Below are 21,645 nucleotides of genomic sequence, written 5' to 3' on the forward strand. Positions count from 1 at the left end.
GTTAGGCAGTACTACCATACCAGATGGGCCGCGATTCCGGCAATTTCCGGTAGAAATCAGACGCGCGGCATCGTGCTTTCGTCGTCCAGAGAAAAAATAATATTTCGCGTGGCCATATAGCGAGCCACCCACCAGGTCGTGACGAATCCGATTGTCAGACCGGCGACCACATCCGTGGGGTAGTGCGCCCCGGCTGCGAGCCTGCTTATTCCGAAGAGAATGCAGATCATAACGGTAAGGATGCGCCAGCGCGGCAGGAATATCCAGAGCGAAACCATCATGACGCCAGCCATCATGGAATGGCCGGAAGGGAAGCTTTCATAGAGGAACTGGCCCTTGAAAGGCGAGAAATAGGCTGCGCCGACGTCATCGAGCAGGAACGGGCGTGCCCGGCCAATCGCGAGCTTGCCGATTTCGACCGGCACACTTGCGACGATGATCGAGGTCAGGATGAGCGTTGCCCAGCCGTGGAGCTTCACCAGCCACGCTCTGGCGCCGGAACGCAATTTCGGTGAGAGCAGTATCGCCGTGGCGAGCCATACGACGATGCCGATTGCAAGCCATACGACGGTGCGAATCGCATCCGTTACCGTCCGCAGGAGCTGCATGATGAAATTGGTGCTTTGCGCGGTCACGCGAATGATGTCCGCATCCCACAGATGCAGCACGAGAATGATGAAGGGCAGAAGCACGACGATTGCTGTCATTTCCAGCGTCCACGAGGACGGCGCGCCCTTATAGGCCGGACGCAGAAGAGCTTGAAGGAGTTCCAGCGCTGCGCGAAAGGGATAAAGAAAAGTGCTTCCCGTGCCTGACGCCGCCATACTGAAATGTCCTTTCACAAGCTTATTACGCAACAAATGGCACGCGAGGTTGCATCCGGAACGCGCGCATCCTATCCAAGTATTCAAAATTTCCGCCGCAGACGGAATCGCAGATCTTTTTGCCGCAGCCGACCTTGATGCGACCCGGCAGAATCCTCTCTTTCGAGAATCGGCAGGCGAGAATCAGCGGGATAGCATGCAACATGGTCTGGAGGCATTTTCGTGACTAAGCAGCAGGTCAAGACAGAGAAGCTGGGTATAAACACGCGTCTCGCCCACGACGGTTATCAGCCGCGCGACTATCATGGCTTCGTGAACCCACCCGTTGTCCGTGCCTCAACCGTGCTTTTCCCCGATGCGGAAACAATGGCGACCGGCGGCCAGAAATACACCTACGGCACGCGCGGCACGCCGACCAGCGATGCCCTTTGCGCCGCGATCAACGCGCTGGAAGGTTCGGCGGGCACGATCTGCGTCCCGTCCGGCCTTGCCGCCGTCACGGTTCCGCTTCTCGCTTTCCTGTCGCCCGGCGACCATGCGCTGTTCGTCGATTCGATCTACAATCCGACCCGCCATTTCGCCGATACGATCCTCAAGCGCTTGGGCGTGGATGTCGAATATTACGATCCGGAGATCGGGTCCGGCATCGCGAAGTTGATGCGTGCGAACACCAAGGTCGTGTTCACGGAATCGCCCGCCTCGAACACGTTCGAGATGCAGGATATCCCCGCTATCGTCGAAGAGGCGCACAAGGGCGGCGCCATCGTCATGATGGACAATACATGGGCCACCGCGCTCTACTTCAAGGCGCTCGATTTCGGCGTGGATATTTCCATCCACGCCTCGACCAAGTATCCGTCCGGCCATTCCGATATTCTGTTCGGCACGGTATCGGCCAACGAAAGATGCTGGCCGCAGCTTCTGGAAACGCACGGAACGCTCGGTCTTTGCACTTCGGCTGACGACACCTACCAGATATTGCGCGGCATGCGCACCATGGGCGTGCGGCTGGAACAGCACCGCAAGAACGCGCTGGAAATCGCGCGCTGGCTTGAAGGCCATCCGGCGGTTGACCGCGTGCTGCATCCAGCGCTGGAAAGCCATCCCGGCCATGAAATCTGGAAACGGGACTTTTCCGGCTCCTCCGGCATTTTCTCCATCGTGCTTGCCGGCGGCGGGCAGAAGGAAGCCCATGCCTTCCTCGATGCGCTGGAGATTTTCGGCCTTGGCTATTCCTGGGGCGGCTATGAAAGCCTCGCGGTTCATGTCCGCCTCAATGACCGGACCATCGCCAGGGGCGACTATCCGGGACCGGTGATCCGCCTGCAGATCGGTCTGGAAGACGTGCCGGATCTCATTGCCGATCTCGAAAAAGGTTTCGCGGCAATTTGATACCGAGGCACTGAGATACTCAATCGCCGCAGGGGCTTAACAAAAGCGCGATGAGTCAGGCTCATCGCGTTTTGTCTATGCGGGCTTTGCAGCGGTTGCCTTGCGCGACTGTGCGCGCGCCGTCTTGCCCGCTGCCTTCAGCGGCTTCGGCTTTGTTTCCGACAGCCCTTCAACGACGGCCTCAATCATGGTGCAGGCGACGAAATCCGCCTGCATCTCCTCCCGCAATGCCTCCCGGTCGACAGATCGTGCTTCGTTCGGCTCATGCCACAGCACCACGCCTACCCTCACAGCGGGTTGCAGCCGCCGCAGACGGCGCACCGCAAACCGGGCGTGACGCGCCGCCTGCCGGTCCAGAAAACAGATCATCAGCGTATCCCTGCCGGAAATATCCAGCGCCTTCAATCTGGCGGGAGTGAGCGCATCATGCGCGACCGCCTCTGCCGAGGCGCCCTGCACGGCAAGCACCTGCGCCAGCATGACCGCCGCCGTGTCATCGAGCCCCCTTCGCCCGCCGAAGGTCAGGAGCGACCGACCTTCGCCGGAAGGAAGCTCCAGATCGGTTTTGCTGCCATCGCCATCAGGATTTTCAATCGCGATCTCTTCATCGTCGCCCTCCTCCTCGGTTGCAATCTGCTCCAGATTGGCCACCAGCGTCTTCGTGCTTTCAGTGACGATCTGCAACTGCTGCTCTGTCAGCACGCTGCGAAGCCGGTCGCGCTCCGCCATCAGAAGTGCGGGAACAGCAACCGAGCCGTAGAACTCGACCAGATATTTCTGTTCCAGCATTTCCTCGGCATTGTCAGTGGCTTCATCCGGGTCGCCTGCAAGGAGGCGTTGATAGAGGCGTTCCTTCGGGTCAAGCACAGGCTCGTTGCCGAAGAGGATTTCCAGGAACTCGAATTTCGGTACATGGCGGCCCAGCACCACGAGGCAGACCGTCAGAGGCGTCGACAGAACGAGCCCGACCGGCCCCCACAGCCACGCCCAGAAAATGGCCGACACGATGATGGCAAGCGGCGACAGGCCGGTGCGTGAACCATAAAGCCACGGCTCGATCACGTTGTTTATAAGAAGCTCGATGACGACGAACAGCCCGATCGTCCAGAGAAGCAGGTTCCAGCCGGGCGCCACGGCAAAGGCAAGGAACAGCGGCAAGATGGCCGCGATGACCGGGCCGATATAGGGCACGAACCGCAAGACGATTGCCAGCATTCCCCACAGGGCCGCGTTGGGGATGCCGAGAATCCAGAGACCGAAGGCGAGAGGCACACCATAGGTTATATTCACCACGAGCTGCGTCAGCAGATATTGGCCGACCCGCTTTCCCGCATCCTGCAAGGCTTCGGTCGTTCGATGAAGATCGCCGTAACCCACCAGCCTTATGAAGCGGTCGCGCAGTTCCTCCCTTTCGAGCAGCATGAAAATCACCACGACAACGACGAGACCCGTCGTCGCCAGCGGTCCGATAAGCGGTTCGATGATGCTCCTAAGCGTTTCCACCGGATGGCGTGGTGCGAATATCTGGACAAGGAGCGGCTTTTCCTCGGGCTCATCGGAAGGGAGCGCCTGCGTTTTCTGTTCCGGCCGGTTGATTTCCGTGCCTATGCGCTCGGCGAAGCTGTTCAGCCTGTCGAAGAAACTGTTGTCGGAACCCGCTTCCTTGAGTGTCCTGATCTTCTCGATGATGTTGTACTGATAGTATGTAACATTCTGCGCGACTTCGGAAACCTGGAAGGCAACCACGGCGCTGAAAACGGCCACGATCAGGAAGCCGCCCGCCACGCTGGTAATCACCGCGAACAGGCGCGGAAGGCCCGCCCGGCGCAGAAAGGCGACGATCGGCGCCAGCGCGAATGTCAGCAACACCGCGATGGCAAGCGGCAGAAACACATCCTTTGCAAAGTAAAGGATGGCGACGGTGACCGCCATTGCTGCCAGGGTGGGCAGACGCGGCGGCGCCGACGTGATCGGCCGCACGGCAGAATCCGGATTGTCGATATTTTCCATGAACCCCTCTTTTGCCGCTTTATGACTTTCGGCTTGTCAGCCGGGTAACTGCAAAAGGCGCGTTCGGTTCCATAGAACGAGGGAACATATAATAAATTTAATTAGCGGGTACTAATAATAATATTACGCGGAATAAATTGCCTGCAATGGAAGTCAATATTAATATAATTCAAATACAGAAATCGGCCAGATTGAAGCATCTGCAGGAAGTTATGGGGGATACCGTGTCGTTAAAGGCAGCAACGAGCTTAATCAGTCGCAACTTATGGAAAGCTCTGCTTACTCTACTATTGGTAGCGGCTTCTTCATTCGCACACGCCCAGCAAACGCCGAGGCCTGTTCAGGTGGGTGTGTATGTAAGCGAGCCTTTCGTCAACAAGGAAGGCGATTCCTACTCCGGCATGGCCATCGACATCTGGCACGATATCGCCACGCGGATGAATCTTGCTTCGCAATATGTGGAATATCCCAACTATGGGGAGCTGGTGAAAGCTGTTTCCGAAGGCAAGGTTGAAGCAGCCGTCACCAATCTCACAATCACGGAGAGCCGGGCTGAAATCATCGATTTCACGCATCCATGGTTCGATGCGGGCCTGCGCATCATGATCCACACCCAGGCGGGCAGCGGCTGGGACGATCTGATCAATCGCCTGGATGATGCCGGGCATCTGGCGACCTATGCGTGGATATTGTTCATCCTCCTCGCCGCTACGGTGGTGCTGACGATTTTCGACCGGCGTTTTGATGAAGGTTTTCCAAAGCGGTGGCGCGAGGGGCTTGCGGAGAGCTTCTACCACGTCGTTTCCATTGCCACTTCGGGCAAAACCTCGCGCAAAAACCTGTTCGGCTGGGTGGGACGCGTCTGGCAGACATTCTGGATGGTGTTCGGCATTGCGATCATCGCCTATGTGACTTCATCGGTTACCAGCGTCATGACGGTCGCCCATATCGACAACAGCATTTCCAGCCTGTCGGACCTGCAAGGGAAATCCGTGGGCGTGCGCGCGGGCAGTGTCGCGGAGCAGTTCCTGAAATCACGCTCCATCGCGACCGTGCCTTTCGATCACCTGCCTGAAGCCGTCGGCGCGCTCGTGAACGACGAGATTGCGGCAATCGTCGGCGACGGTCCGGTCCTCGACTATTATGCCCATCAGCATGCCGACCAGCCTATCGATCTCGTCGGCAATGTGTTCAGTCCGGACAAATATGGCTTCGCCTTCCCGCGCCAGAGCGAACTTGTCAAACCGGCGAGCGTGGCGATCATCAGTGCCCATGAGAATGAGGAAATCCCCAAGCTGAAAGCCAAATATTTCGGCCCCGAGAACTGATGCGCAGACGCAAAAAAGGCGGCCAGTGGCCGCCTTTTTCATTTCCGCCAGTGATTTACCGACCCGCGACGATCGACGAAATGATGCCGGTTGCGATGCCGATCAGCAGGTAATCGTTGTTGACCTTGACCCAGTGATAACCACGCGGCGGCTGGCGCAGCTTGTAGCGCGAATAGTTTTTCACGACGTGACCGCGATAGTTCGGCGGCAGGCGGTTGCCCTTCCTCCAGCTCTGATGACGGCGGTCGTCATATCTGCGCGCATCATATTTCGGGCCGCCCTTGTGCATCTGGCCGTGAGACGGCTTGCCGTGATGCGACGGATAAGACTGTGCCATCGCAGCAGGCGCGGCGAGAAATGAAAGGGCAGTGAGAGCAATAACGATCCGCTTCATATCGGCTTTCCTTTGTTACATTCGATGGGAGGACAATGCGCCCGCCAATGTGAATGCCAAGTGAATGCGCCCATTAAATTAATTTAATGATTTCATCGGCCTGGCACAAAGCAGCAGCCCCGCATTTCCCATCCGTGCAAAATGCGCTAGGTAAAGCCCGAATACATGCGCACCCGCAAGGGCAAGGCTCAGAGGACTGGATCATGATGAACTGGGTTTTCATTCTGCAAGGCGTTATCGCGTTCGGACTGGCCGCATTGGCCATCGCGGTCATCCTGCGCCATCGCCGCCACTGACGCCGGTTCGCACCGCTATATTTTTGCCTGGACCTTGCCGGTCCGACGCAACCGAATTTGAGATCGATCGTTCATACATGGTCTGGTATTTTTTCTGGAGGAGATGGGGATGCGGAAAGTAGCACTTGGGCTGGTTGCCCTTCTGGCCATAACGGGCTGCACCACTACGGAAAAGGATCTTTCCATCGGCACGGGCGCCGGGGCCATCATCGGCGGCATTGCCGGTGGCGGACGCGGCGCCTTGATCGGCGCCGGTGCGGGTGCGCTGGGCGGCCTGCTGGTGCGTGAACTGCGCAACGGCAATTGCCAGTATCGCGACCGTCATGGCCGCATCTATGTGGCGCGCTGCCGGCGATAATCCCCAAACCGTGCAAGGTTGTCGAAAGCGCCGGTTCTCCGGCGCTTTTGCTTTCGGGGATTGCGGCCCGCCTGCCCTCGCTGGAACCTTCCCGCGCCGATGGCGTTTTACTGGAAATAACGACAGGGAGAACTCCGATGAAGCTTGCTCTCAAAGCCGCCCTTGTTGCCCTGGGCGTGTTTGCGGCGGGCGCAGCGCAGGCGGCGAACGCCATTTCCACCACCAATCTCAATATCCGCACCGGCCCCGGCACGCGCTATGCGACGCTGGGCTCCATCCCGAGCGGAGCGCCCGTGACGGTGCGCGGCTGCACAGCCGGCTACGGCTGGTGTCAGGTGAGCTATGGCCCGACCTTTGGCTGGGCCTCGTCACGCTATCTCGCGTTCAGGGAAGGAACTTCCGGCGGATATTCCGATGATTTCGGTCGAACCGCTGCGTTGATCGGCATTCCGCTGATCGCCGGCCTTGCCATAGGCTCGGCCCTCAATGATCGTGACGATTACTGGTATCGCGACCGTCGCTATTACCGGAACAGACATTGGGATCGTCGCGACTGGCGTGACCGCCCGCGCTGGCATGGCAATCACGGGCCGCGCGTCTACCTGAGGCAGCGCGGACCGGACGGCCCGCACGGTCAGTGACTGACAATTCACGTAGAGACGGCAAACGCCGCGAAGCGAACCACTTCGCGGCGTCTGCGCGCAGTTTTGTCGAGTTTCGCGCTAAAACCTGCATTATCGGATTACGGAAAGCGTCGCCCTCGACAGGTGCCGCAGGGAAGCGATCAAGCAAATAATTGATGAGGCGAAGATGGCGATCCCGGCAGGATTCGAACCTGCGACCTACGGCTTAGAAGGCCGGTGCTCTATCCAGCTGAGCTACGGGACCTGATCTTTCGATTAAGATCGAAGATATTCAATGAATGCAAGGCTTTGATGGCAAAGCCCTGCCGAACTAACCTATTGCCGGGCCTGATGCAATTGTCAGGCCATACAGGCAATCAGTGCGTCCAGGGCATCGTCCGGTCGAACCGGAAATTGTCAGAATAGGAAACCTTGCGGCGCTTCTGCTCGTTCGGCTCGAAAACGCGATAGGCGATGCCATTGCGCTTCGCATAATCGACGGCTTCCTCCCGGGTGGCGAAGAAAAGACGAATCTGGCTCTTCATATCGCCGGAAGACGTGTAGCCCATCAAAGGCTCGACCATGCGCGGGCTTTCCGGCTCATATTCCAGAAGCCACTGGTCTGTCTTGGCCTGACCGGACTGCATGGCAGTCTTAGCTGGACGGTAAATACGTGCAACCATTTGAAGAACCCTGAACTGCTTTGCTCCGCCGGGGAGCTGAAAATCCACCAAGGCAATAGTTTACACGTGAATGCATGTCAACGCGATAAAGACGCACGCCACAGCCTCTGCCGGGGCATCCAAAGTGTCGACCATTTAAACCTTGGGGAAGATGGTCGGAGCGGCAGGATTCGAACCTGCGACCCCCTGATCCCAAATCAGGTGCGCTACCAGACTGCGCTACGCTCCGTCGCTTTCAAGCGGGTGCGGCTTCACTAGATAATCAAACGAGATAAAGCAAGAGGCAAAATTGTCAGATTGCGCTTTTTCCCTTCAATCCGAACAGGATGGCGGGAAGAGCGGGTTTTCGCAGTATTTCGCTCGCCGCCCTCGACGTCCCGCCAGCATGAGCGCAACCTCCGGCAGCAGAAACCGGGTCGCTTGCAACGGATAAAGCCATTCTCCGTCCGAAAGTAGCAGAATCACCGAATTGACAGCGCTGGTAAAGTAAGCTTACCAATTATCTGCCTACATAAATTAGCAACGCACCACATGACTGCCGTTCGGGGAGAGAATGGCCGTTCATTGCATAACCGTCGGCGAAATTGCGGCGGCGTATTTCATGTCAAGGAAAGGAACGCATATCCAGGAAGGGAGGACTGATGCCCTGGAATCAAGTTTATGACCCTTTGGGAAGCATGTTCTTGTCGACATTGCTTGCCGCCTTGCCGATTGTCGTCCTGCTGGGCGGTATCGGCTTCTTTCACATCAAGGCGCATACCGCAGCCATACTTGGTCTTCTTACAGCGCTTGTGATTGCAGTTGTCGGCTTCGGGATGCCCGCCGACATGGCAGGCGCCACTGCCGTTTACGGTGCCGCCTACGGACTTCTGCCCATTGGCTGGATCATTCTCAACGTCATCTTTCTTTATCGGCTGACAGAACAGACCGGCCAGTTCAACATCCTGCGCGATTCCATTGCGGGCATCACGCCGGACCGCCGTCTCCAGCTTCTCTTTATCGCCTTTTCGTTCGGCGCCTTTTTTGAAGGTGCCGCGGGTTTCGGCACGCCTGTCGCTGTGACTGCCGCGATGCTGATGGGACTGGGTTTTGCGCCCCTGCCCGCAGCAGGGCTTTCGCTCATCGCCAACACCGCGCCGGTCGCCTATGGCGCGCTTGGAACGCCGGTCATCGCGCTTTCGGCGGTGACGGGGATAGACTTGATGCAGCTGTCGGGGATGATCGGGCGTCAGCTCCCGTTCTTCTCCGTCCTCGTGCCTTTCTGGCTGATCTGGGCCTTTGCCGGGCGCAAGGGCATGCTGGAAGTCTGGCCTGCGCTGCTGGTGGCGGGCGTGGCCTTCGCCATTCCGCAATATCTGGTCTCCAATTTCCACGGGCCATGGCTGGTGGATGTGGTGGCTGCGATCTGTTCGATGGCAGCGCTGGCGGGGTTCCTGCGGGTCTGGCAGCCGAAGCGGATATGGACGTCGACGGGACAGGAAGGCGAAGTGGATGCAGGCCCCATGCCCGCACCGCCGAAACATTCCACCGGAACCGTTTTCCGGGCATGGACCCCGTGGCTTATCCTTTCGGTGTTCGTGTTCCTCTGGGGCACGCCGCAGTTCCGGACATGGCTCGATTCGCTGTGGGTGTGGAAAATGCCGATCCCCTATCTGCATAACATGGTGTTCAAGGTTCCGCCGGTGGTGGCCGAAGCGCATTCGGAGGCCGCGATCTATACGCTCAACCTGCTTTCGGCCACCGGCACCGGCATCCTTCTCTCGGCAGTGGTGGGCGGGCTGGTGCTGGGCTTCAACCCGCTCCGGCTGCTGAAGGAATATGGCAGGACGGCCTATGTGGTCCGCTTCTCGCTGATCACGATCTCGGCCATGCTCGCGCTCGGCTATGTCACGCGCTTTTCGGGAACCGACGCGACGCTCGGGCTCGCCTTCGCGCAGACCGGCTGGGTCTATCCGTTCTTCGGTGCGATGCTCGGCTGGCTCGGCGTGGCGCTGACGGGCTCCGACACGGCATCGAATGTGCTGTTCGGCGGCTTGCAGAAGATCACGGCGGAACAGCTCGGCCTGTCACCCGTCCTGATGGCTGCGGCAAACTCGTCCGGCGGCGTGATGGGCAAGATGATCGACGCGCAGTCCATCGTCGTCGCCTCCACCGCAACGCAGTGGTACGGGCATGAATCGAAGATCCTGCGCTATGTGTTCTTCCATTCCGTGGCGCTTGCCGCCCTCGTCGGCCTTCTGGTGATGGCACAGGCCTACCTGCCGCCATTTACCTCCATGGTCCCGACAGAAACACTGCCGGCCATCACGCATTGACGTGATCGACCGGAAGGCAGACCCACGCGAGCCCCCGCTTGCGTGGGTTTTGTTTTGAGAAAGTTCCTTCCGGAACCAAACCCCACGCGCTGGCGTTCTCACTTCACTACCAACCAGCTGGAGACTGAATGTGAACAGAAACGGGCTTTATCTGATTATTGGCGCGCTGATCGTCGTGGCCGCAGGTCTGGCGATCTATGTCTATCGCGAAGAGACCAAACCCGCCGGGATCGAGATGAAAATCGGAGAAGGCGGCATTTCCATTCAGGAAAATTGAAATCGAATTCAAGTTATAAACATATAAACCGATTAAGATTTCAAGCGCTTACGCTTTGTGATGCAACGTTTTCGCCCTCGCCATGTTATTTGGGGCACCAGATAAAACGGAGGACCAAATGGGTATCCAGACTGTTTCCGATGAGCTTTATCGTCGTCATGAACGCGAATGGGCGGAGTTGCGCAACGCGGTTGAAGCAAGCGAAGCCAACCAACGGCAGCAGGAGAAGGCTTCCGGCCAGACCTCCTGCGATCATAAGACGTCTGGCCACCAGTAAGTCTTGCCACCCTGCCTCGAAACGCCGCGAAAGCGGCGTTTTTTGTTGCCGTCTCAGCGCTCGGGCAGCGCTGGGGCAGCGCTCGGGCAGCACCGGCGGCAAGCCCCGGTAACCAAATGCGAAGGAACAATTGGTAGCGTCTCCCCATCGCGATTCGAACAGGAGACAGACGATGGCTGCACGCAAACGCACCACCCGCTCGCCCAAGCGCTCCACCAAGCGTTCAGCCAAATCTTCGGGCTCGTCCACTCCCCTGCTCGCGCTGGCCGCCATTCTGGGTCTCGGTGCCTTCAGCCTCTGGGCGACGTCCCAGCACAAGAGCCCACAGGCTGCGATAACAGCGCTCTTCCAGCGCCCTGTGTCCAGGCCGGTTGCGCAGCCCGCCGCGAAAACGGAACCGAAGGCGACCGTCACCAGCAAGGCCCCTGAAAGCAAGTCACCGTCGAAGGATTATGGCGCTGCGGTCGGCCCGGTGCCACGCCCGTCCGCGCCCGTTGCGGCGCCCGCTCCGCAAAAGCCGGTGCAGCAGGCTGCAATCCAGACCGCCACCCCACCGCGCCCCGCAAATCAGGTCGTTGCGCCCCAGCCGCCCGCGGCTGCGTTGCGCTCAATGCCGCCGCGCGGCGTCAACACACCGGCAAGCTCGCCTTCGGTGATCTACGCCAAGGCGCGCCTCACCATCCACAAGAATGCCTGGGACAAGTCGCCATCCATCGGCGTCGTGGAAAAAGGCCGCGAGATGCGCTCTTATGGAAAGACCGGACGCTGGCATCGCGTGATCGTCCCGAAGACGAACATGATCGGCTGGGTGCATGAGGACCAGCTTATCGGCGGACGCAACAAGCCGGACAGCGCCAGCCTGATAACCGGCTCGATTGCCAAGAAGCAGCAAACCGCGACCGTAGCGCCGTCCAGACAGGCTCCGCGTCCAGCGCATTCCCGCATGGAGCCGCCAAAAGCTGTCGGCCAGAAGAATTGATCCAGAATGTTGGATCAGACCGCCTGCGCCATTGCTTCAAGCTGTCGGTCACCCGGCAGATAATCGAATCCTGCTTCAATCAGCGATGAAGTGTCCGCGACCAGATCGCCATAAAGCTGGTCGTAAAGCCCGCTTTTGCCCGCTGCCGAAAGCAGGAGCCGCATGACGACCGGCGGAACCGGCACAAGCCGCGAAGGCTTTCCCAAGGCAGCCCGCAGCTTCGTCACCAGTTCCTTCGTGGAACGTGGTTGTGGTTCAGCAAGGTGAAACACGCGCCCGGCAACCTTTTGCGCAGGCGCAACGCTTAGAAATGTCAGCGCGCGCGCGACATTCTCCAGCGACACAAAGCTGCGCCGGTTGTTTGCCAGACCGAAAGGCAGCGGCAATCCGCTGTCGCAGAGCCTTATCAGCGCTTTCAGGTTCGCCCGCGCTCTCGGGCCATAGACCAGAACCGGACGTGCGATGACGATCTCTATCCCGCTTAGTTCCCGCAGATCGGTTTCGGCCCTGGCCTTGGCGCGCCCATAATCGTCACGCGGCTTCAGCGGCATGTCCGGCGTCAAGGGCGACGGGTTTCCCGCGACCGTATAGATCGTGGATACGAAAACGAAGCGCTTTACACCGGCCGCCTTTGCCCTGGCGGCAAGTTCCACCGCCAGCCGATGATTGACCGCATCGAATGTTGCGGCATCGGGACGTTCCGCGCCCGTCCGATGCGCGAGTGCCGCACAATGGACGACTGTTTCCACGCCTGAAAGGTCCGGACCGGACAGCGCGTTTCGGGACAGAGGCAGCACTTCGTGCCCCTCACCGGCCAACATTTGCGTCAGTGCGCTTCCGATGAAACCGCCTGCCCCTGTGACCGCTATCCTCATCCTCAGCGTTCCGGCTGTTCGCTGTCGGCCAGAACCTGTGCGGCGAGCGTGCGCGTGATGCGGCTTTTCTGCTCCAACGCCGCGCGGTCGAGCTTGTCGACGATGCGGATTGCAGACAGAAGCGAGCGCTCTATCCGGCTGACCAGGTAGGCGACGACATGGGGCTCCACGCTCACCTGCCGGTCAGCAAAGAGCTTGTGAATGACGCCTGAAAGCAGCAAGTCGTCCGGTTCGGCGATTTCCACGACGGTCGCAGCCTTGAGGCGCGACGCAAGATCGGGAAGCTTGACGTTCCAGTTCGCGGGCCACAGCCGTGAGGTCATGAGCAAGGAAGGTCCAATTCCCTGCGCCGCATTCTGCCGGACGCTGTTGATGAGGTGGAAAAGCCCCGTTTCATCGAAAGGCGTGGCGCCAATATCGTCGATCAGCACGGGATATTCGGCAGCGCCATTCACGGCTTCTTCGGTGATGCTGGAAGGGTCGACCAGAAGCGCGCCCGTTCCGGCCCGCCAGATTTCCGCCAGATGCGTCTTGCCCGAGCCGGTCGGTCCGGCAAGGATGGTGACGGGCGACAGCCAGTTCGGCCAGCGGTCGATGAGGTCGACGGCGGCCCGGTTGGAGCCCGTGACGATCAGGTCCTCCCGGTGGTAACCGGGCTGATGCTCAAGGTTCAACGGAATCTGGCGCGGTGCCTCACGCATCGCAGCCTCCTGCACATCCTGTTGTAACGCCCGGCCCGTCACGACCCAATTTCATTTCTCTCTGCCCGCACTCTCGCCCGCCTCGATCAGCGGCCCCGCATCCGGGTCCGGCTGATGGTAGGCAGGATCATACATCGGTGAGTGGAGATAGCTATTCAATGCGAACCGCACAAGCACCCCGACCGCCGCCGCGGCAGGCACCGCCACCAGCATTCCGGTGAAGCCGAACAGCGAGCCGAAGGCGAAAAGCGCAAACATGAGCCAGACCGGATGCAGGCCCACGGACGAGCCGACGAGCTTCGGCTGGAGGATGTTGCCTTCCACGAACTGGCCAAGGAAAAACACGCCCGCGACGGCGCAGATCATGATCCAGTCGGGCCAGAACTGGACCAGCGCCACGCCGATGGCGAGCGCCAGCCCGACAAAGGAGCCGATATAGGGAATAAAGCTGATGAGACCGGCGAAAAAGCCGATCAGCAGGCCGAAATTGAGCCCCGTCAGCGTAAGGCCGATGGCGTAATAGGTTCCAAGAATGAGGCAGAGCGTTCCCTGCCCGCGAATGAAACCGGCAACGGCGGCGTTCATCTCGCGTGCGATGCGGCGCACGGTGTGAAGCTGGCGGCGCGGTACCCATGAATCGATGCTCGAGACCATGCGGTCCCAGTCCAGAAGCATGTAGAATGCGACCACCGGTGTGACGACGAAAAGGCCCGCAATATCGATCAGCGATTTCCCCGAATTCCACAGGGACTGAAGCAAGGTCGAGAGGAAACCGGCGCCTTGCTGGAGCAGCGAGCTCAGATTCTGCTGAATGACGGAACTGTCAATGCCGATATATTTCTTCAGCCACTGCGAATCCTCATTCGCCAGAAGCGATTGCAGCTGGGTGATGTATTCGGGGATTTTGGAAATGAAATCCGCAAGCTGCGTTGCGAGGATCGGCACGACGATCATCAGGCCGAGGACCAGCGCCATCAGGAAGATGAGCAGGATGACGACCGTGGCGGCAAGCCGCGAAAGGCCGAGGCGCTCCAGCCGGTCCGCAACGGGATCGAGGAAGTAGGCCAGCGCCATCCCGGCCACGAAAGGCAGCAGGACGGAACTGAACACGACGAGAAACAGGACGAAGACCGCGACTGCGCCCACCCAGAACATCGCCTGACGGCGCACCGAAGAGCCGGTCAGCGCACCGACTTCCACATTGACGTGAATGTCGCCGTCGCGAACCTTCGCTTCCGATTGACGGATCGTTCGGCTGGCGGTGGTGCGCGTGGGTGTCGGTTTCTTGACCATGTGCGTCCATTTTAAAGGAAAACTGTTGGATAGAACCAGTCCTGATAGCAGAACGGCGTTACGGATGTCTTATTGCAGTCGCGGACAAGTTAGAACGGTTGCCGAGGATTGCAATGTCTGTGCGAAAGGCCTGACGAAACACAACCTTTCTGTCGGATGATGGGCAGCGCTTTACAATTTTAGTCGGAATTCTGCGCTGTTTCACTCTTTTCGGGCCTTGTGGCCTTGCAGGCAGCGCCGTCTCATGGCATTGCGCGCACATTCTCTGTTTATCGCATTTTTCCTGAGCAAAACCGTTATACGCTTTTGCCGAAAATGCATTAGACAACTGCGTGGATAAGCGCCCATTTCAGGAGCAGGCCATGACCATGGAAAACAAGCCCGCCAATAAGCCCGCCGACAAGTCTGCCGCCCATAATGGCCTGACCTATGCGCAGGCTGGCGTCGACATCGATGCCGGCAACCTGATGGTCGAGAAGATCAAGCCGCTCGTGCGTTCCACGCGGCGCCCCGGTGCGGACGGAGAGATCGGCGGCTTTGGCGGCCTGTTCGACCTCAAGGCCGCAGGCTTCAAGGACCCGGTGCTCGTTGCCGCCAATGACGGCGTCGGCACCAAGCTGAAGATCGCCATCGACGCCGACAAGCACGACACGGTGGGCATCGATCTGGTTGCCATGTGCGTCAACGATCTCGTTGTTCAGGGTGCCGAGCCACTTTTCTTCCTCGATTATTTTGCGACCGGCAAGCTTTCGCCGGACCAGGGCGTGGACATCGTTGCGGGCATTGCCGAAGGATGCCGTCAGGCCGGTTCTGCGCTGATCGGCGGTGAAACCGCTGAAATGCCGGGCATGTACCGCGACGGCGATTACGATCTTGCCGGTTTCGCGGTTGGCGCGGCTGAGCGCGACCGCCTGCTGCCGCGCGGCGACATTGCCGAAGGTGACGTCATTCTCGGTCTGGCTTCGTCCGGCGTTCATTCCAACGGATTTTCGCTGGTGCGCCGCATCGTCGAGCTTTCCGGCCTCGGCTGGAAGTCCGATGCGCCGTTCCAGCCGGGCGCGACGCTCGGTGAAGCGCTGCTCACCCCGACGCGTATCTATGTGAAGCCGCTTCTCGCCGCGATCCGCGCTTCGGACGGCATCAAGGCGCTGGCGCACATCACTGGCGGTGGTTTTCCCGACAATATTCCGCGCGTCCTGCCGGAAGGTCTTGCCGCCGAAATCGACCTTGCCTCCATTTCCGTTCCGCCAGTCTTCTCATGGCTTGCCAAAACCGGCGGCGTCGCGCCGAACGAAATGCTGCGCACCTTCAATTGCGGCGTCGGCATGATCGCTGTCGTGAAGCCTGAAAAGGTCGATGAAGTCGTGGCAGCGCTTGCCACCGAAGGCGAAAAGGTCGTCACGCTGGGCCAGATGGTCAAGCGCGAAAAGGATGGCGTCGTCTACAAGGGCCAGCTTGCGCTATGAGCCGCAAGCGGGTCGTCATCTTCATTTCGGGCGGCGGCTCCAACATGGAAGCGCTGATCCGCGCCGCGCAACCTGCGGATTTTCCAGCCGAAATAGTGGCCGTATTCTCCGACAAGGCAGAAGCTGGCGGTCTTGCCAGGGCGCAAGGCGCAGGCGTTGCGACGCAGGTCTTCAAGCGCAAGGATTACGCCTCGAAGGATGAGCATGAAGATTCCATTCTGGAAGCCCTTGCCGCGTTGCAGCCGGACATCATCTGCCTTGCCGGTTACATGCGCCTTCTGTCGGGCCGCTTCATCGCTCCCTATGAAGGCCGCATTCTCAACATTCACCCTTCCCTGCTGCCGCTCTTCCCCGGACTGCACACCCATCAGCGGGCGCTGGATGCGGGCATGAAAGTCGCAGGCTGCACCGTTCATCTGGTGACCGAGGGGATGGATGAGGGTCCAATCCTGGCGCAGGCCGCAGTGCCGGTGCGCGCCGGAGATGATGCTGAAACACTTGCAGCGCGCGTCCTCAAGGCCGAGCACCAGCTTTATGCCGCCGCCCTTCGCAAATTCGCCGCCGGAGAGGCAGGGGATCGGGCAGAGATTCAGGCAGATAGCGTAATTGTCAGCGTCTGATCCGCGGCAAAATCATCACACACGAAGTTTTTTGTTAACAAAACTTTAATTTCCCGCAAAAAGCTCTAATTCCCCCTCGTAACGGAACTTGCTTCGGCAAACCCCGTTAAGAGTCGTGGAAAGCGATTCTTTCAATATGTTTTCAGAAGAGGACAAAGACATGTCTCTCCGTTTCTCGACTTCCTTCCTTTCGGCAATGGCCGTGGTTTCCGGCCTTGCGGTTACGGCTCCAGCTCTCGCAGCCGACTTCGTAGCTCCTCCCGCTTCGGGTCGTACCCAGCCACGCTCGGAAGTCGGTATGCTGTCCTGCGACATCTCCCCGGCTATCGGCGTAATCATCGGCAGCCAGCAGGATGTGGATTGCGTATTCCGGCCTGCCCGCGGTCGCGGCCCGATTGAGCATTACACCGGCACCATCACCAAGCTCGGCGTCGATGTCGGCTTCATCAATGGTGGCCGTGTCGCCTGGGCCGTATGGGCTCCGAGCGTTCGTCCGGAAGGCGCGCTTCAGGGCCGTTATGTCGGTGCTTCCGCCAATGCAGCCATCGGCGTCGGCTTCGGCACCAATATCCTGACGGGCGGTTCGTGGAAGACGATTTCGCTTCAGCCGATTTCGCTTCAGGGCCAGCGCGGCCTGAATGCCGCCGTGGGTGTTTCCAAGCTGAAACTGCGTTACGCCGGCTAACGGGCAGCGCGAATAAACAACAACGCCGGGGCGCATATATAGTTTATATATGCGCCCCGGCGTTGTTGGATTAATATTTATGCATTTATTTTGCGTATCCAGATCTTGGTATCGTGCACCGCAAGCCCGCCATAGGGAGCTGCCGGTTCGGCGCCGATCAGGATGTTGATCCCCTCGCCGCGCTCGAAGGTGGAATTGGGGAAAATGCCCTCGGAAACAACGACACCGCGTTTTTGCCCCGCGCGCAGCACGGCATAAAGCACCAGCTCGCCGCGATGATTGCCGATCTCGATGCGCTCGCCGTCCTCTATGCCAAGCTCTGCCGCATCGTCGGGATGGATCAGTAGTTCGGGCCGGATTTCCTTGGCAAGCGATGTCGGCGTCTCGGCAAAGGTCGAGTTCAGGAAATTATGGGCCGGTGAGGTCGTCATGCGGAATGGATGTTCGGAATCCGCCGTTTCAATCACTTCCCAATGGTCCGGAAATTCCGGAATGGAATGATGAGGCCCCTGAAGTCCCATGACTTCCGGCGGCTTGTTGGGCGAAGGGCTTCCCGTCCAGTCCGGGCGGAAGCGGAACTTGCCGTCCGGCCATTTGAAACCGTTGATATAATGCGCTTCCTCGAAGGGCGGTTGCAGATCGACAAACCGCTTTTCCTTCAATTCGTCGAAATGCGGCAGATCGCTATTGGCATTCATGTTGTCGATCAGCGTGCGCTCGTCCAGGTCGAAGCCCGGCAGATGCCCTACGCCAAGCCGTTTCGCCAGTTCGTTGATGACGAAGATGTTCGGACGCGCATCGGCAAGCGGCTCGATCAGCTTCGGCCCGAGCACGACATGCTGCTGCCCGCCGCCGCGATAGATATCGTCGTGTTCGAGGAATGTGGTCGCAGGCAGGACGACATCGGCCATCTTCGCCGTATCCGTCATGAACTGCTCATGCACGGCAACGAACAAATCCTCGCGCGCGAAGCCCTTGCGGACCAGCCGCTGTTCCGGCGTCACATTCATCGGATTGGTGTTCTGGATCAGCATGGCCATGACGGGCGGCCCGCCATAAAGCGCTTCCGGGTCACCGGTCAGGATGCGTCCGATCTTCGACTGGTCGAGAAAGCGGAGGCTCACATCCTGCATGGCGCGACCTTCGATCTCGCGCTTGTCCATCTTGAAGATGCCGGAATTGGAATGAAACGCCCCGCCGCCTTCATGAAGGAAAGCGCCCGTCACGCAGGCGATCGAAGCGGCAGCATGCATGTTGACCGCGCCATTGCGCTGGCGGGTGAAACCATAGCCGAGGCGGAAATAGGTTCGTTTGGTCTTGCCGACGAGATGAGCAAATGCCTCAATCTCTTCAACGGACAGGCCGGTGATCGCAGCCGCCCATTCCGGCGTGCGGGTCTGAAGATGCTTTTCAAGCCCCTTCGGATCGTCGGTATAACGCTCCAGATAATCCCAGTCAGCCAGACCGTCGCGGAACAGCACATGCATGACCGCGCAGGCAAAGGCGCCATCGGTTCCCGGCTTCAGCACGATGCCCATATCCGCCTGCCGGACTGTCGCATTGGCATAAACGTCGATGACGACGATCTTGGCACCGCGTTCCTTGCGCGCGCGGACCGCATGGGTCATGACATTGACCTGCGTTGCGGCGGCATTGGTGCCCCAGATGACCACGACATCGGCCTTGGCCATTTCACGCGGATCGGGACCGGTCAGGCTGCCGGTTCCGGCGAAATAGCCGGTCCAAGCCATATTGGTGCAGAAACTGTCGAACTGGTTGGAATAACGCTTGGCAAAGCGCAGACGATTGATCGAGTCGCGCTGCACCAGCCCCATCGTGCCTGCATAATAATAGGGCCAGACGCTTTCGCTGCCATAATCCTGTTCGGCTTTCAAAAAACGCTCTGCGATGAGATCAAGGGCTGCTTCCCACGAAGCCTGCTTCCACTGCCCCTCACCTTTTGCACCGGCGCGAACCAGCGGGTGCTTCAGGCGGTCGGGGTGATGCACACGCTCCGCATAGCGCGCCACCTTGGCGCAGATGACGCCAGCGGTGTAGCTGTTGTCCTTTGCGCCGCGCACGCGCCCGATGGTGCGCTCGTCGAGAATTTCCACGTCGAGTGCGCAGGTTGACGGGCAATCATGCGGACAGGCCGAATGACCGATCTTGATATTCGAAATGGGAGCGTGCTGGTTCATACTACTTTATTAGCTCAAGCCACTTGCCGCAGAAACGAATTTCTGCCGGAAGATTGTAACTGTGACGAAATAAATTTTCACGACAGGCGCAATGAAATCGCGCCGAAGACAATCAGCCCGGCAGCTACAAAGCGCGGCAGGCCGACTTTTTCTTTGAGTACCACGAAGGAAATGAGCACGCCGAAGAGGATCGCCGTCTCCCGCAGTGCCGCCACGACGGCAATCGGGGCCATGGTCATCGCCCAGAGCGCCAGGCCATATGACCCCAATGTGCCCACCCCGCCGATCATGGCCGGTCGCCAGTGATTGCGCAGGTAATGGAAGAAGCGGTCCGGCTCGCGATAGAATGCCCAGCCGGCAAGCGGTATGGCGTTCATCAGGAACAGCCACAGCGTATAGGAAATCGGCTCTCCCGAAACGCGGACGCCAAGGCCATCGATGATCGTATAGCTGGCAATGAAACCGGCATTGGTGAGAGCCAGCAAGGCCGTGCGGCTTGAAGCACCGCGATTTCTGCGCCGGGCATCAAGCGCCATCGCCAGCACCCCGGAACAGATAAGGATGATGCCAAGCCAGCTTTGCCAGCCCATGACCTCGCCCACCAGAGGCGCGCTCACCAGCGCCACCAGCAAGGGCGGCGTGCCGCGCATGATCGGATAGGCTTCGCTCATGTCGCCGGATTTATAGGCCGCGGCCACCAGCGACATATAAAAGGTCTGCGTGACCGTCGACAGAAGCATGTAAATCCAGCTTGCGGGATTCGGCAGCGGCAGAAAAGGCACGATGAAAAGGGCGATCAGCCCCGCAGCGCCGGTAACGCTGGCGGCGCTGAAGAACTTGTCTCCGCTCCCCTTTACGATTGCGTTCCAACTCGCGTGGAGAAACGCGCCAAAGAGGACGATCAGAAGGACGCCACCAGACATTTCGGGACTCGACTCAGAGGATAAGGAGCAGATGTTGAAGGTTGTATGTCACATTTGTGACAGGAGAGATATTGCAGCAACGACGCAGTGTCCGTTCCAGAAGTCGCGATTTTCAAACCGGCCTGCCGCTTTTTGATTGAGACATCGGGGCGTTTTGCCATTCCCTGCCTCTTGCCGAAAACAGGCCGACATGAAACAAGCGCAGCCATGAACTATCGTCACGCCTATCACGCCGGAAATTTCGCGGATGTCGTCAAGCACGTCATCCTGACCCGTATTGTCGAATATCTGAAGCGCAAGGATCAGGCCTTTCGCGTCATCGACACCCATGCGGGCATCGGCCTCTATGACCTGAAAGGTATCGAGGCTGGGAAGACCGGCGAATGGACGGGTGGCATCCACCGCATCGTGGATGCGGTGAAGAAAGGGCAGATCGAGCAGCCAGCGCTGGAATTGCTGGAGCCCTATCTCGCCGCCGTCCGCGCCGTCAACGAAGGCGAAAAGCTTCGTCATTATCCGGGTTCGCCGCTTGTCGTGCGGCATCTTCTGCGCAAGCAGGACCGTTTGTCCGCGCTGGAACTGCACCCGCAGGATTCGGCCAGGCTGGCAAAACTCTTCGACGGCGACTATCAGGTGCGCGTGACCGAACTCGACGGATGGCTGGCGCTTGGCGCGCACCTTCCGCCGAAGGAAAAGCGCGGCATGGTGCTGGTTGATCCGCCTTTTGAAAAGGAAGGCGAATTCGACCGTCTGGTCGACGGGCTGGCCAAGGCGCACAAGCGTTTCGGCGGCGGCATCTTTGCACTGTGGTATCCGGTGAAGGACCGCAGGGAAACCGAACGGTTCACCAGACACTTACGTGAAACCGGCATTCCCAAGATCATGCAAATCGAGCTTGCGATTCGCGCGCCTTCCGCAGAACCGCGCCTCGATGGCACGGGCATGATTGTAGTCAATCCGCCTTTTACACTCGAAAGTGAGATGCAAACCCTGCTTCCCTGCCTTACCAAGCTTCTGGCCGAGGAAAAGGGGAGCAATTTCAGCATCAAGTGGGTGCGCAGCGAGACGGATCGCACTTGACCCGGAGAATTTGCTAGCAGAAACTGCGCCTCGACGAGGCTTCGATCA

21 protein-coding genes and 2 tRNA genes are annotated in these 21,645 nt (G+C 59.2%); 12 read left to right on the top strand and 11 right to left on the bottom strand.

Going from position 1 to position 21,645, the window contains the following annotated elements:
* Nucleotides 1–56: 56 nt before the first annotated feature.
* On the bottom strand, nucleotides 57–824 hold the full coding sequence (lpxE, locus tag JNC63_RS05955; protein ID WP_039852485.1) for a lipid A 1-phosphatase LpxE: 768 nt from the start codon (nucleotides 822–824) through the stop codon (nucleotides 57–59).
* A 222-nt stretch (nucleotides 825–1,046) separates the two neighbouring features.
* Between lpxE and JNC63_RS05960 the strand changes: the two genes are divergently transcribed.
* Nucleotides 1,047–2,216 carry a cystathionine beta-lyase gene (locus JNC63_RS05960; RefSeq protein WP_374846130.1) on the top strand — a complete coding sequence of 390 codons (1,170 nt, stop codon included), beginning with the start codon at nucleotides 1,047–1,049 and terminating at the stop codon, nucleotides 2,214–2,216.
* 75 nt (nucleotides 2,217–2,291) lie between these two features.
* Here JNC63_RS05960 and JNC63_RS05965 read toward each other — a convergent pair whose 3' ends face one another.
* Nucleotides 2,292–4,226: an AI-2E family transporter gene (locus JNC63_RS05965; RefSeq protein ID WP_006466454.1), complete on the bottom strand. Its 1,935-nt coding sequence runs from the start codon at nucleotides 4,224–4,226 to the stop codon at nucleotides 2,292–2,294.
* Nucleotides 4,227–4,570: 344 nt separating this feature from the next.
* Here JNC63_RS05965 and JNC63_RS05970 point away from each other — a divergent pair, with 344 nt between their 5' ends.
* Complete coding sequence (locus JNC63_RS05970; RefSeq protein ID WP_050791011.1) at nucleotides 4,571–5,554, top strand: transporter substrate-binding domain-containing protein; 984 nt, start codon at nucleotides 4,571–4,573, stop codon at nucleotides 5,552–5,554.
* Nucleotides 5,555–5,609: 55 nt separating this feature from the next.
* Here the strand turns inward: JNC63_RS05970 and JNC63_RS05975 are convergent, their stop codons facing one another.
* Entirely contained in the window at nucleotides 5,610–5,948 is a 339-nt protein-coding gene (locus JNC63_RS05975; RefSeq protein WP_374846132.1) for an RcnB family protein, read from the bottom strand.
* Nucleotides 5,949–6,353: 405 nt separating this feature from the next.
* Between JNC63_RS05975 and JNC63_RS05980 the strand changes: the two genes are divergently transcribed.
* Together JNC63_RS05980 and JNC63_RS05985 are read left to right on the top strand one after the other, a co-directional pair.
* Nucleotides 6,354–6,602 carry a YMGG-like glycine zipper-containing protein gene (locus JNC63_RS05980; RefSeq protein WP_021587819.1) on the top strand — a complete coding sequence of 83 codons (249 nt, stop codon included), beginning with the start codon at nucleotides 6,354–6,356 and terminating at the stop codon, nucleotides 6,600–6,602.
* 137 nt (nucleotides 6,603–6,739) lie between these two features.
* Entirely contained in the window at nucleotides 6,740–7,243 is a 504-nt protein-coding gene (locus tag JNC63_RS05985; protein WP_006472428.1) for an SH3 domain-containing protein, read from the top strand.
* A gap of 170 nt (nucleotides 7,244–7,413) precedes the next feature.
* On the opposite strand, the gene JNC63_RS05990 is transcribed toward JNC63_RS05985, so the two are convergent.
* The 3 genes from JNC63_RS05990 to JNC63_RS06000 form a co-directional block, all read right to left on the bottom strand.
* A tRNA-Arg gene (locus tag JNC63_RS05990) sits at nucleotides 7,414–7,490 on the bottom strand.
* Nucleotides 7,491–7,602: 112 nt separating this feature from the next.
* A complete protein-coding gene (locus tag JNC63_RS05995; RefSeq protein ID WP_039852481.1) occupies nucleotides 7,603–7,908 on the bottom strand; it encodes an ETC complex I subunit in 306 nt (101 codons plus the stop codon).
* Nucleotides 7,909–8,060: 152 nt separating this feature from the next.
* Nucleotides 8,061–8,137: transfer RNA gene (locus tag JNC63_RS06000), tRNA-Pro, on the bottom strand.
* 412 nt (nucleotides 8,138–8,549) lie between these two features.
* Here JNC63_RS06000 and JNC63_RS06005 point away from each other — a divergent pair.
* The 4 genes from JNC63_RS06005 to JNC63_RS06020 all read left to right on the top strand — a co-directional run bounded on the left by JNC63_RS06005 (nucleotide 8,550) and on the right by JNC63_RS06020 (nucleotide 11,756).
* Nucleotides 8,550–10,223, top strand: a complete 1,674-nt coding sequence (locus JNC63_RS06005; RefSeq protein ID WP_039852479.1) for an L-lactate permease — start codon at nucleotides 8,550–8,552, stop codon at nucleotides 10,221–10,223.
* A 130-nt stretch (nucleotides 10,224–10,353) separates the two neighbouring features.
* A complete protein-coding gene (locus tag JNC63_RS06010; RefSeq protein ID WP_006466447.1) occupies nucleotides 10,354–10,500 on the top strand; it encodes a hypothetical protein in 147 nt (48 codons plus the stop codon).
* Between the two features lie 118 nt (nucleotides 10,501–10,618).
* Nucleotides 10,619–10,777, top strand: coding sequence for a hypothetical protein (locus JNC63_RS06015; RefSeq protein WP_006472432.1), 159 nt, complete (start codon nucleotides 10,619–10,621; stop codon nucleotides 10,775–10,777).
* Nucleotides 10,778–10,949: 172 nt separating this feature from the next.
* On the top strand, nucleotides 10,950–11,756 hold the full coding sequence (locus JNC63_RS06020; protein ID WP_039852477.1) for a hypothetical protein: 807 nt from the start codon (nucleotides 10,950–10,952) through the stop codon (nucleotides 11,754–11,756).
* 14 nt (nucleotides 11,757–11,770) lie between these two features.
* Here JNC63_RS06020 and JNC63_RS06025 read toward each other — a convergent pair whose 3' ends face one another.
* Genes JNC63_RS06025 through JNC63_RS06035 form a run of 3 tightly spaced genes read right to left on the bottom strand, consistent with a single transcriptional unit; the run spans nucleotide 11,771 to nucleotide 14,625 of the window.
* Complete coding sequence (locus tag JNC63_RS06025; RefSeq protein WP_063882623.1) at nucleotides 11,771–12,631, bottom strand: NAD-dependent epimerase/dehydratase family protein; 861 nt, start codon at nucleotides 12,629–12,631, stop codon at nucleotides 11,771–11,773.
* 2 nt (nucleotides 12,632–12,633) lie between these two features.
* On the bottom strand, nucleotides 12,634–13,332 hold the full coding sequence (gene hdaA, locus JNC63_RS06030) for a DnaA regulatory inactivator HdaA (protein WP_006472435.1): 699 nt from the start codon (nucleotides 13,330–13,332) through the stop codon (nucleotides 12,634–12,636).
* 51 nt (nucleotides 13,333–13,383) lie between these two features.
* Nucleotides 13,384–14,625: an AI-2E family transporter gene (locus JNC63_RS06035; RefSeq protein ID WP_006466441.1), complete on the bottom strand. Its 1,242-nt coding sequence runs from the start codon at nucleotides 14,623–14,625 to the stop codon at nucleotides 13,384–13,386.
* A gap of 362 nt (nucleotides 14,626–14,987) precedes the next feature.
* Between JNC63_RS06035 and purM the strand changes: the two genes are divergently transcribed.
* From purM to JNC63_RS06050, 3 genes are all read left to right on the top strand, one after another.
* Entirely contained in the window at nucleotides 14,988–16,091 is a 1,104-nt protein-coding gene (gene purM, locus JNC63_RS06040; RefSeq protein ID WP_050790995.1) for a phosphoribosylformylglycinamidine cyclo-ligase, read from the top strand.
* On the top strand, nucleotides 16,088–16,711 hold the full coding sequence (gene purN, locus JNC63_RS06045; protein WP_063882625.1) for a phosphoribosylglycinamide formyltransferase: 624 nt from the start codon (nucleotides 16,088–16,090) through the stop codon (nucleotides 16,709–16,711). The genes purM and purN overlap by 4 nt, the downstream gene beginning before the upstream one ends.
* Before the next feature lie 160 nt (nucleotides 16,712–16,871).
* Entirely contained in the window at nucleotides 16,872–17,396 is a 525-nt protein-coding gene (locus JNC63_RS06050; protein WP_039852914.1) for a DUF992 domain-containing protein, read from the top strand.
* Nucleotides 17,397–17,473: 77 nt separating this feature from the next.
* On the opposite strand, the gene JNC63_RS06055 is transcribed toward JNC63_RS06050, so the two are convergent.
* The gene (locus JNC63_RS06055) at nucleotides 17,474–19,594 is read right to left on the bottom strand and encodes a molybdopterin oxidoreductase family protein (protein ID WP_063882627.1); all 2,121 of its coding nucleotides are present in this window, start codon (nucleotides 19,592–19,594) and stop codon (nucleotides 17,474–17,476) included.
* Nucleotides 19,595–19,671: 77 nt separating this feature from the next.
* Nucleotides 19,672–20,517, bottom strand: a complete 846-nt coding sequence (locus tag JNC63_RS06060; RefSeq protein ID WP_374846135.1) for an EamA family transporter — start codon at nucleotides 20,515–20,517, stop codon at nucleotides 19,672–19,674.
* Between the two features lie 207 nt (nucleotides 20,518–20,724).
* Here JNC63_RS06060 and JNC63_RS06065 point away from each other — a divergent pair, with 207 nt between their 5' ends.
* Complete coding sequence (locus JNC63_RS06065; RefSeq protein WP_374846137.1) at nucleotides 20,725–21,597, top strand: 23S rRNA (adenine(2030)-N(6))-methyltransferase RlmJ; 873 nt, start codon at nucleotides 20,725–20,727, stop codon at nucleotides 21,595–21,597.
* Nucleotides 21,598–21,645 lie beyond the last annotated feature (48 nt).

It is taken from the genome of Brucella ciceri (genome assembly GCF_041930145.1).
GTDB lineage: Bacteria > Pseudomonadota > Alphaproteobacteria > Rhizobiales > Rhizobiaceae > Brucella > Brucella intermedia.

Excerpts from the sequence above, each read along its gene's own strand:
- lpxE (WP_039852485.1), bottom strand. The coding sequence starts at position 824 with ATGGCGGCGTCAGGCACGGGAAGCACTTTTCTTTATCCCTTTCGCGCA.
- JNC63_RS05965 (WP_006466454.1), bottom strand. The coding sequence starts at position 4,226 with ATGGAAAATATCGACAATCCGGATTCTGCCGTGCGGCCGATCACGTCG.
- JNC63_RS05975 (WP_374846132.1), bottom strand. The coding sequence starts at position 5,948 with ATGAAGCGGATCGTTATTGCTCTCACTGCCCTTTCATTTCTCGCCGCG.
- JNC63_RS05980 (WP_021587819.1), top strand. The coding sequence starts at position 6,354 with ATGCGGAAAGTAGCACTTGGGCTGGTTGCCCTTCTGGCCATAACGGGC.
- JNC63_RS05985 (WP_006472428.1), top strand. The coding sequence starts at position 6,740 with ATGAAGCTTGCTCTCAAAGCCGCCCTTGTTGCCCTGGGCGTGTTTGCG.
- JNC63_RS05995 (WP_039852481.1), bottom strand. The coding sequence starts at position 7,908 with ATGGTTGCACGTATTTACCGTCCAGCTAAGACTGCCATGCAGTCCGGT.
- JNC63_RS06005 (WP_039852479.1), top strand. The coding sequence starts at position 8,550 with ATGCCCTGGAATCAAGTTTATGACCCTTTGGGAAGCATGTTCTTGTCG.
- JNC63_RS06015 (WP_006472432.1), top strand. The coding sequence starts at position 10,619 with ATGGGTATCCAGACTGTTTCCGATGAGCTTTATCGTCGTCATGAACGC.
- JNC63_RS06020 (WP_039852477.1), top strand. The coding sequence starts at position 10,950 with ATGGCTGCACGCAAACGCACCACCCGCTCGCCCAAGCGCTCCACCAAG.
- JNC63_RS06025 (WP_063882623.1), bottom strand. The coding sequence starts at position 12,631 with ATGAGGATAGCGGTCACAGGGGCAGGCGGTTTCATCGGAAGCGCACTG.
- hdaA (WP_006472435.1), bottom strand. The coding sequence starts at position 13,332 with ATGCGTGAGGCACCGCGCCAGATTCCGTTGAACCTTGAGCATCAGCCC.
- JNC63_RS06035 (WP_006466441.1), bottom strand. The coding sequence starts at position 14,625 with ATGGTCAAGAAACCGACACCCACGCGCACCACCGCCAGCCGAACGATC.
- purM (WP_050790995.1), top strand. The coding sequence starts at position 14,988 with ATGACCATGGAAAACAAGCCCGCCAATAAGCCCGCCGACAAGTCTGCC.
- purN (WP_063882625.1), top strand. The coding sequence starts at position 16,088 with ATGAGCCGCAAGCGGGTCGTCATCTTCATTTCGGGCGGCGGCTCCAAC.
- JNC63_RS06050 (WP_039852914.1), top strand. The coding sequence starts at position 16,872 with ATGTCTCTCCGTTTCTCGACTTCCTTCCTTTCGGCAATGGCCGTGGTT.
- JNC63_RS06055 (WP_063882627.1), bottom strand. The coding sequence starts at position 19,594 with ATGAACCAGCACGCTCCCATTTCGAATATCAAGATCGGTCATTCGGCC.
- JNC63_RS06060 (WP_374846135.1), bottom strand. The coding sequence starts at position 20,517 with ATGTCTGGTGGCGTCCTTCTGATCGTCCTCTTTGGCGCGTTTCTCCAC.
- JNC63_RS06065 (WP_374846137.1), top strand. The coding sequence starts at position 20,725 with ATGAACTATCGTCACGCCTATCACGCCGGAAATTTCGCGGATGTCGTC.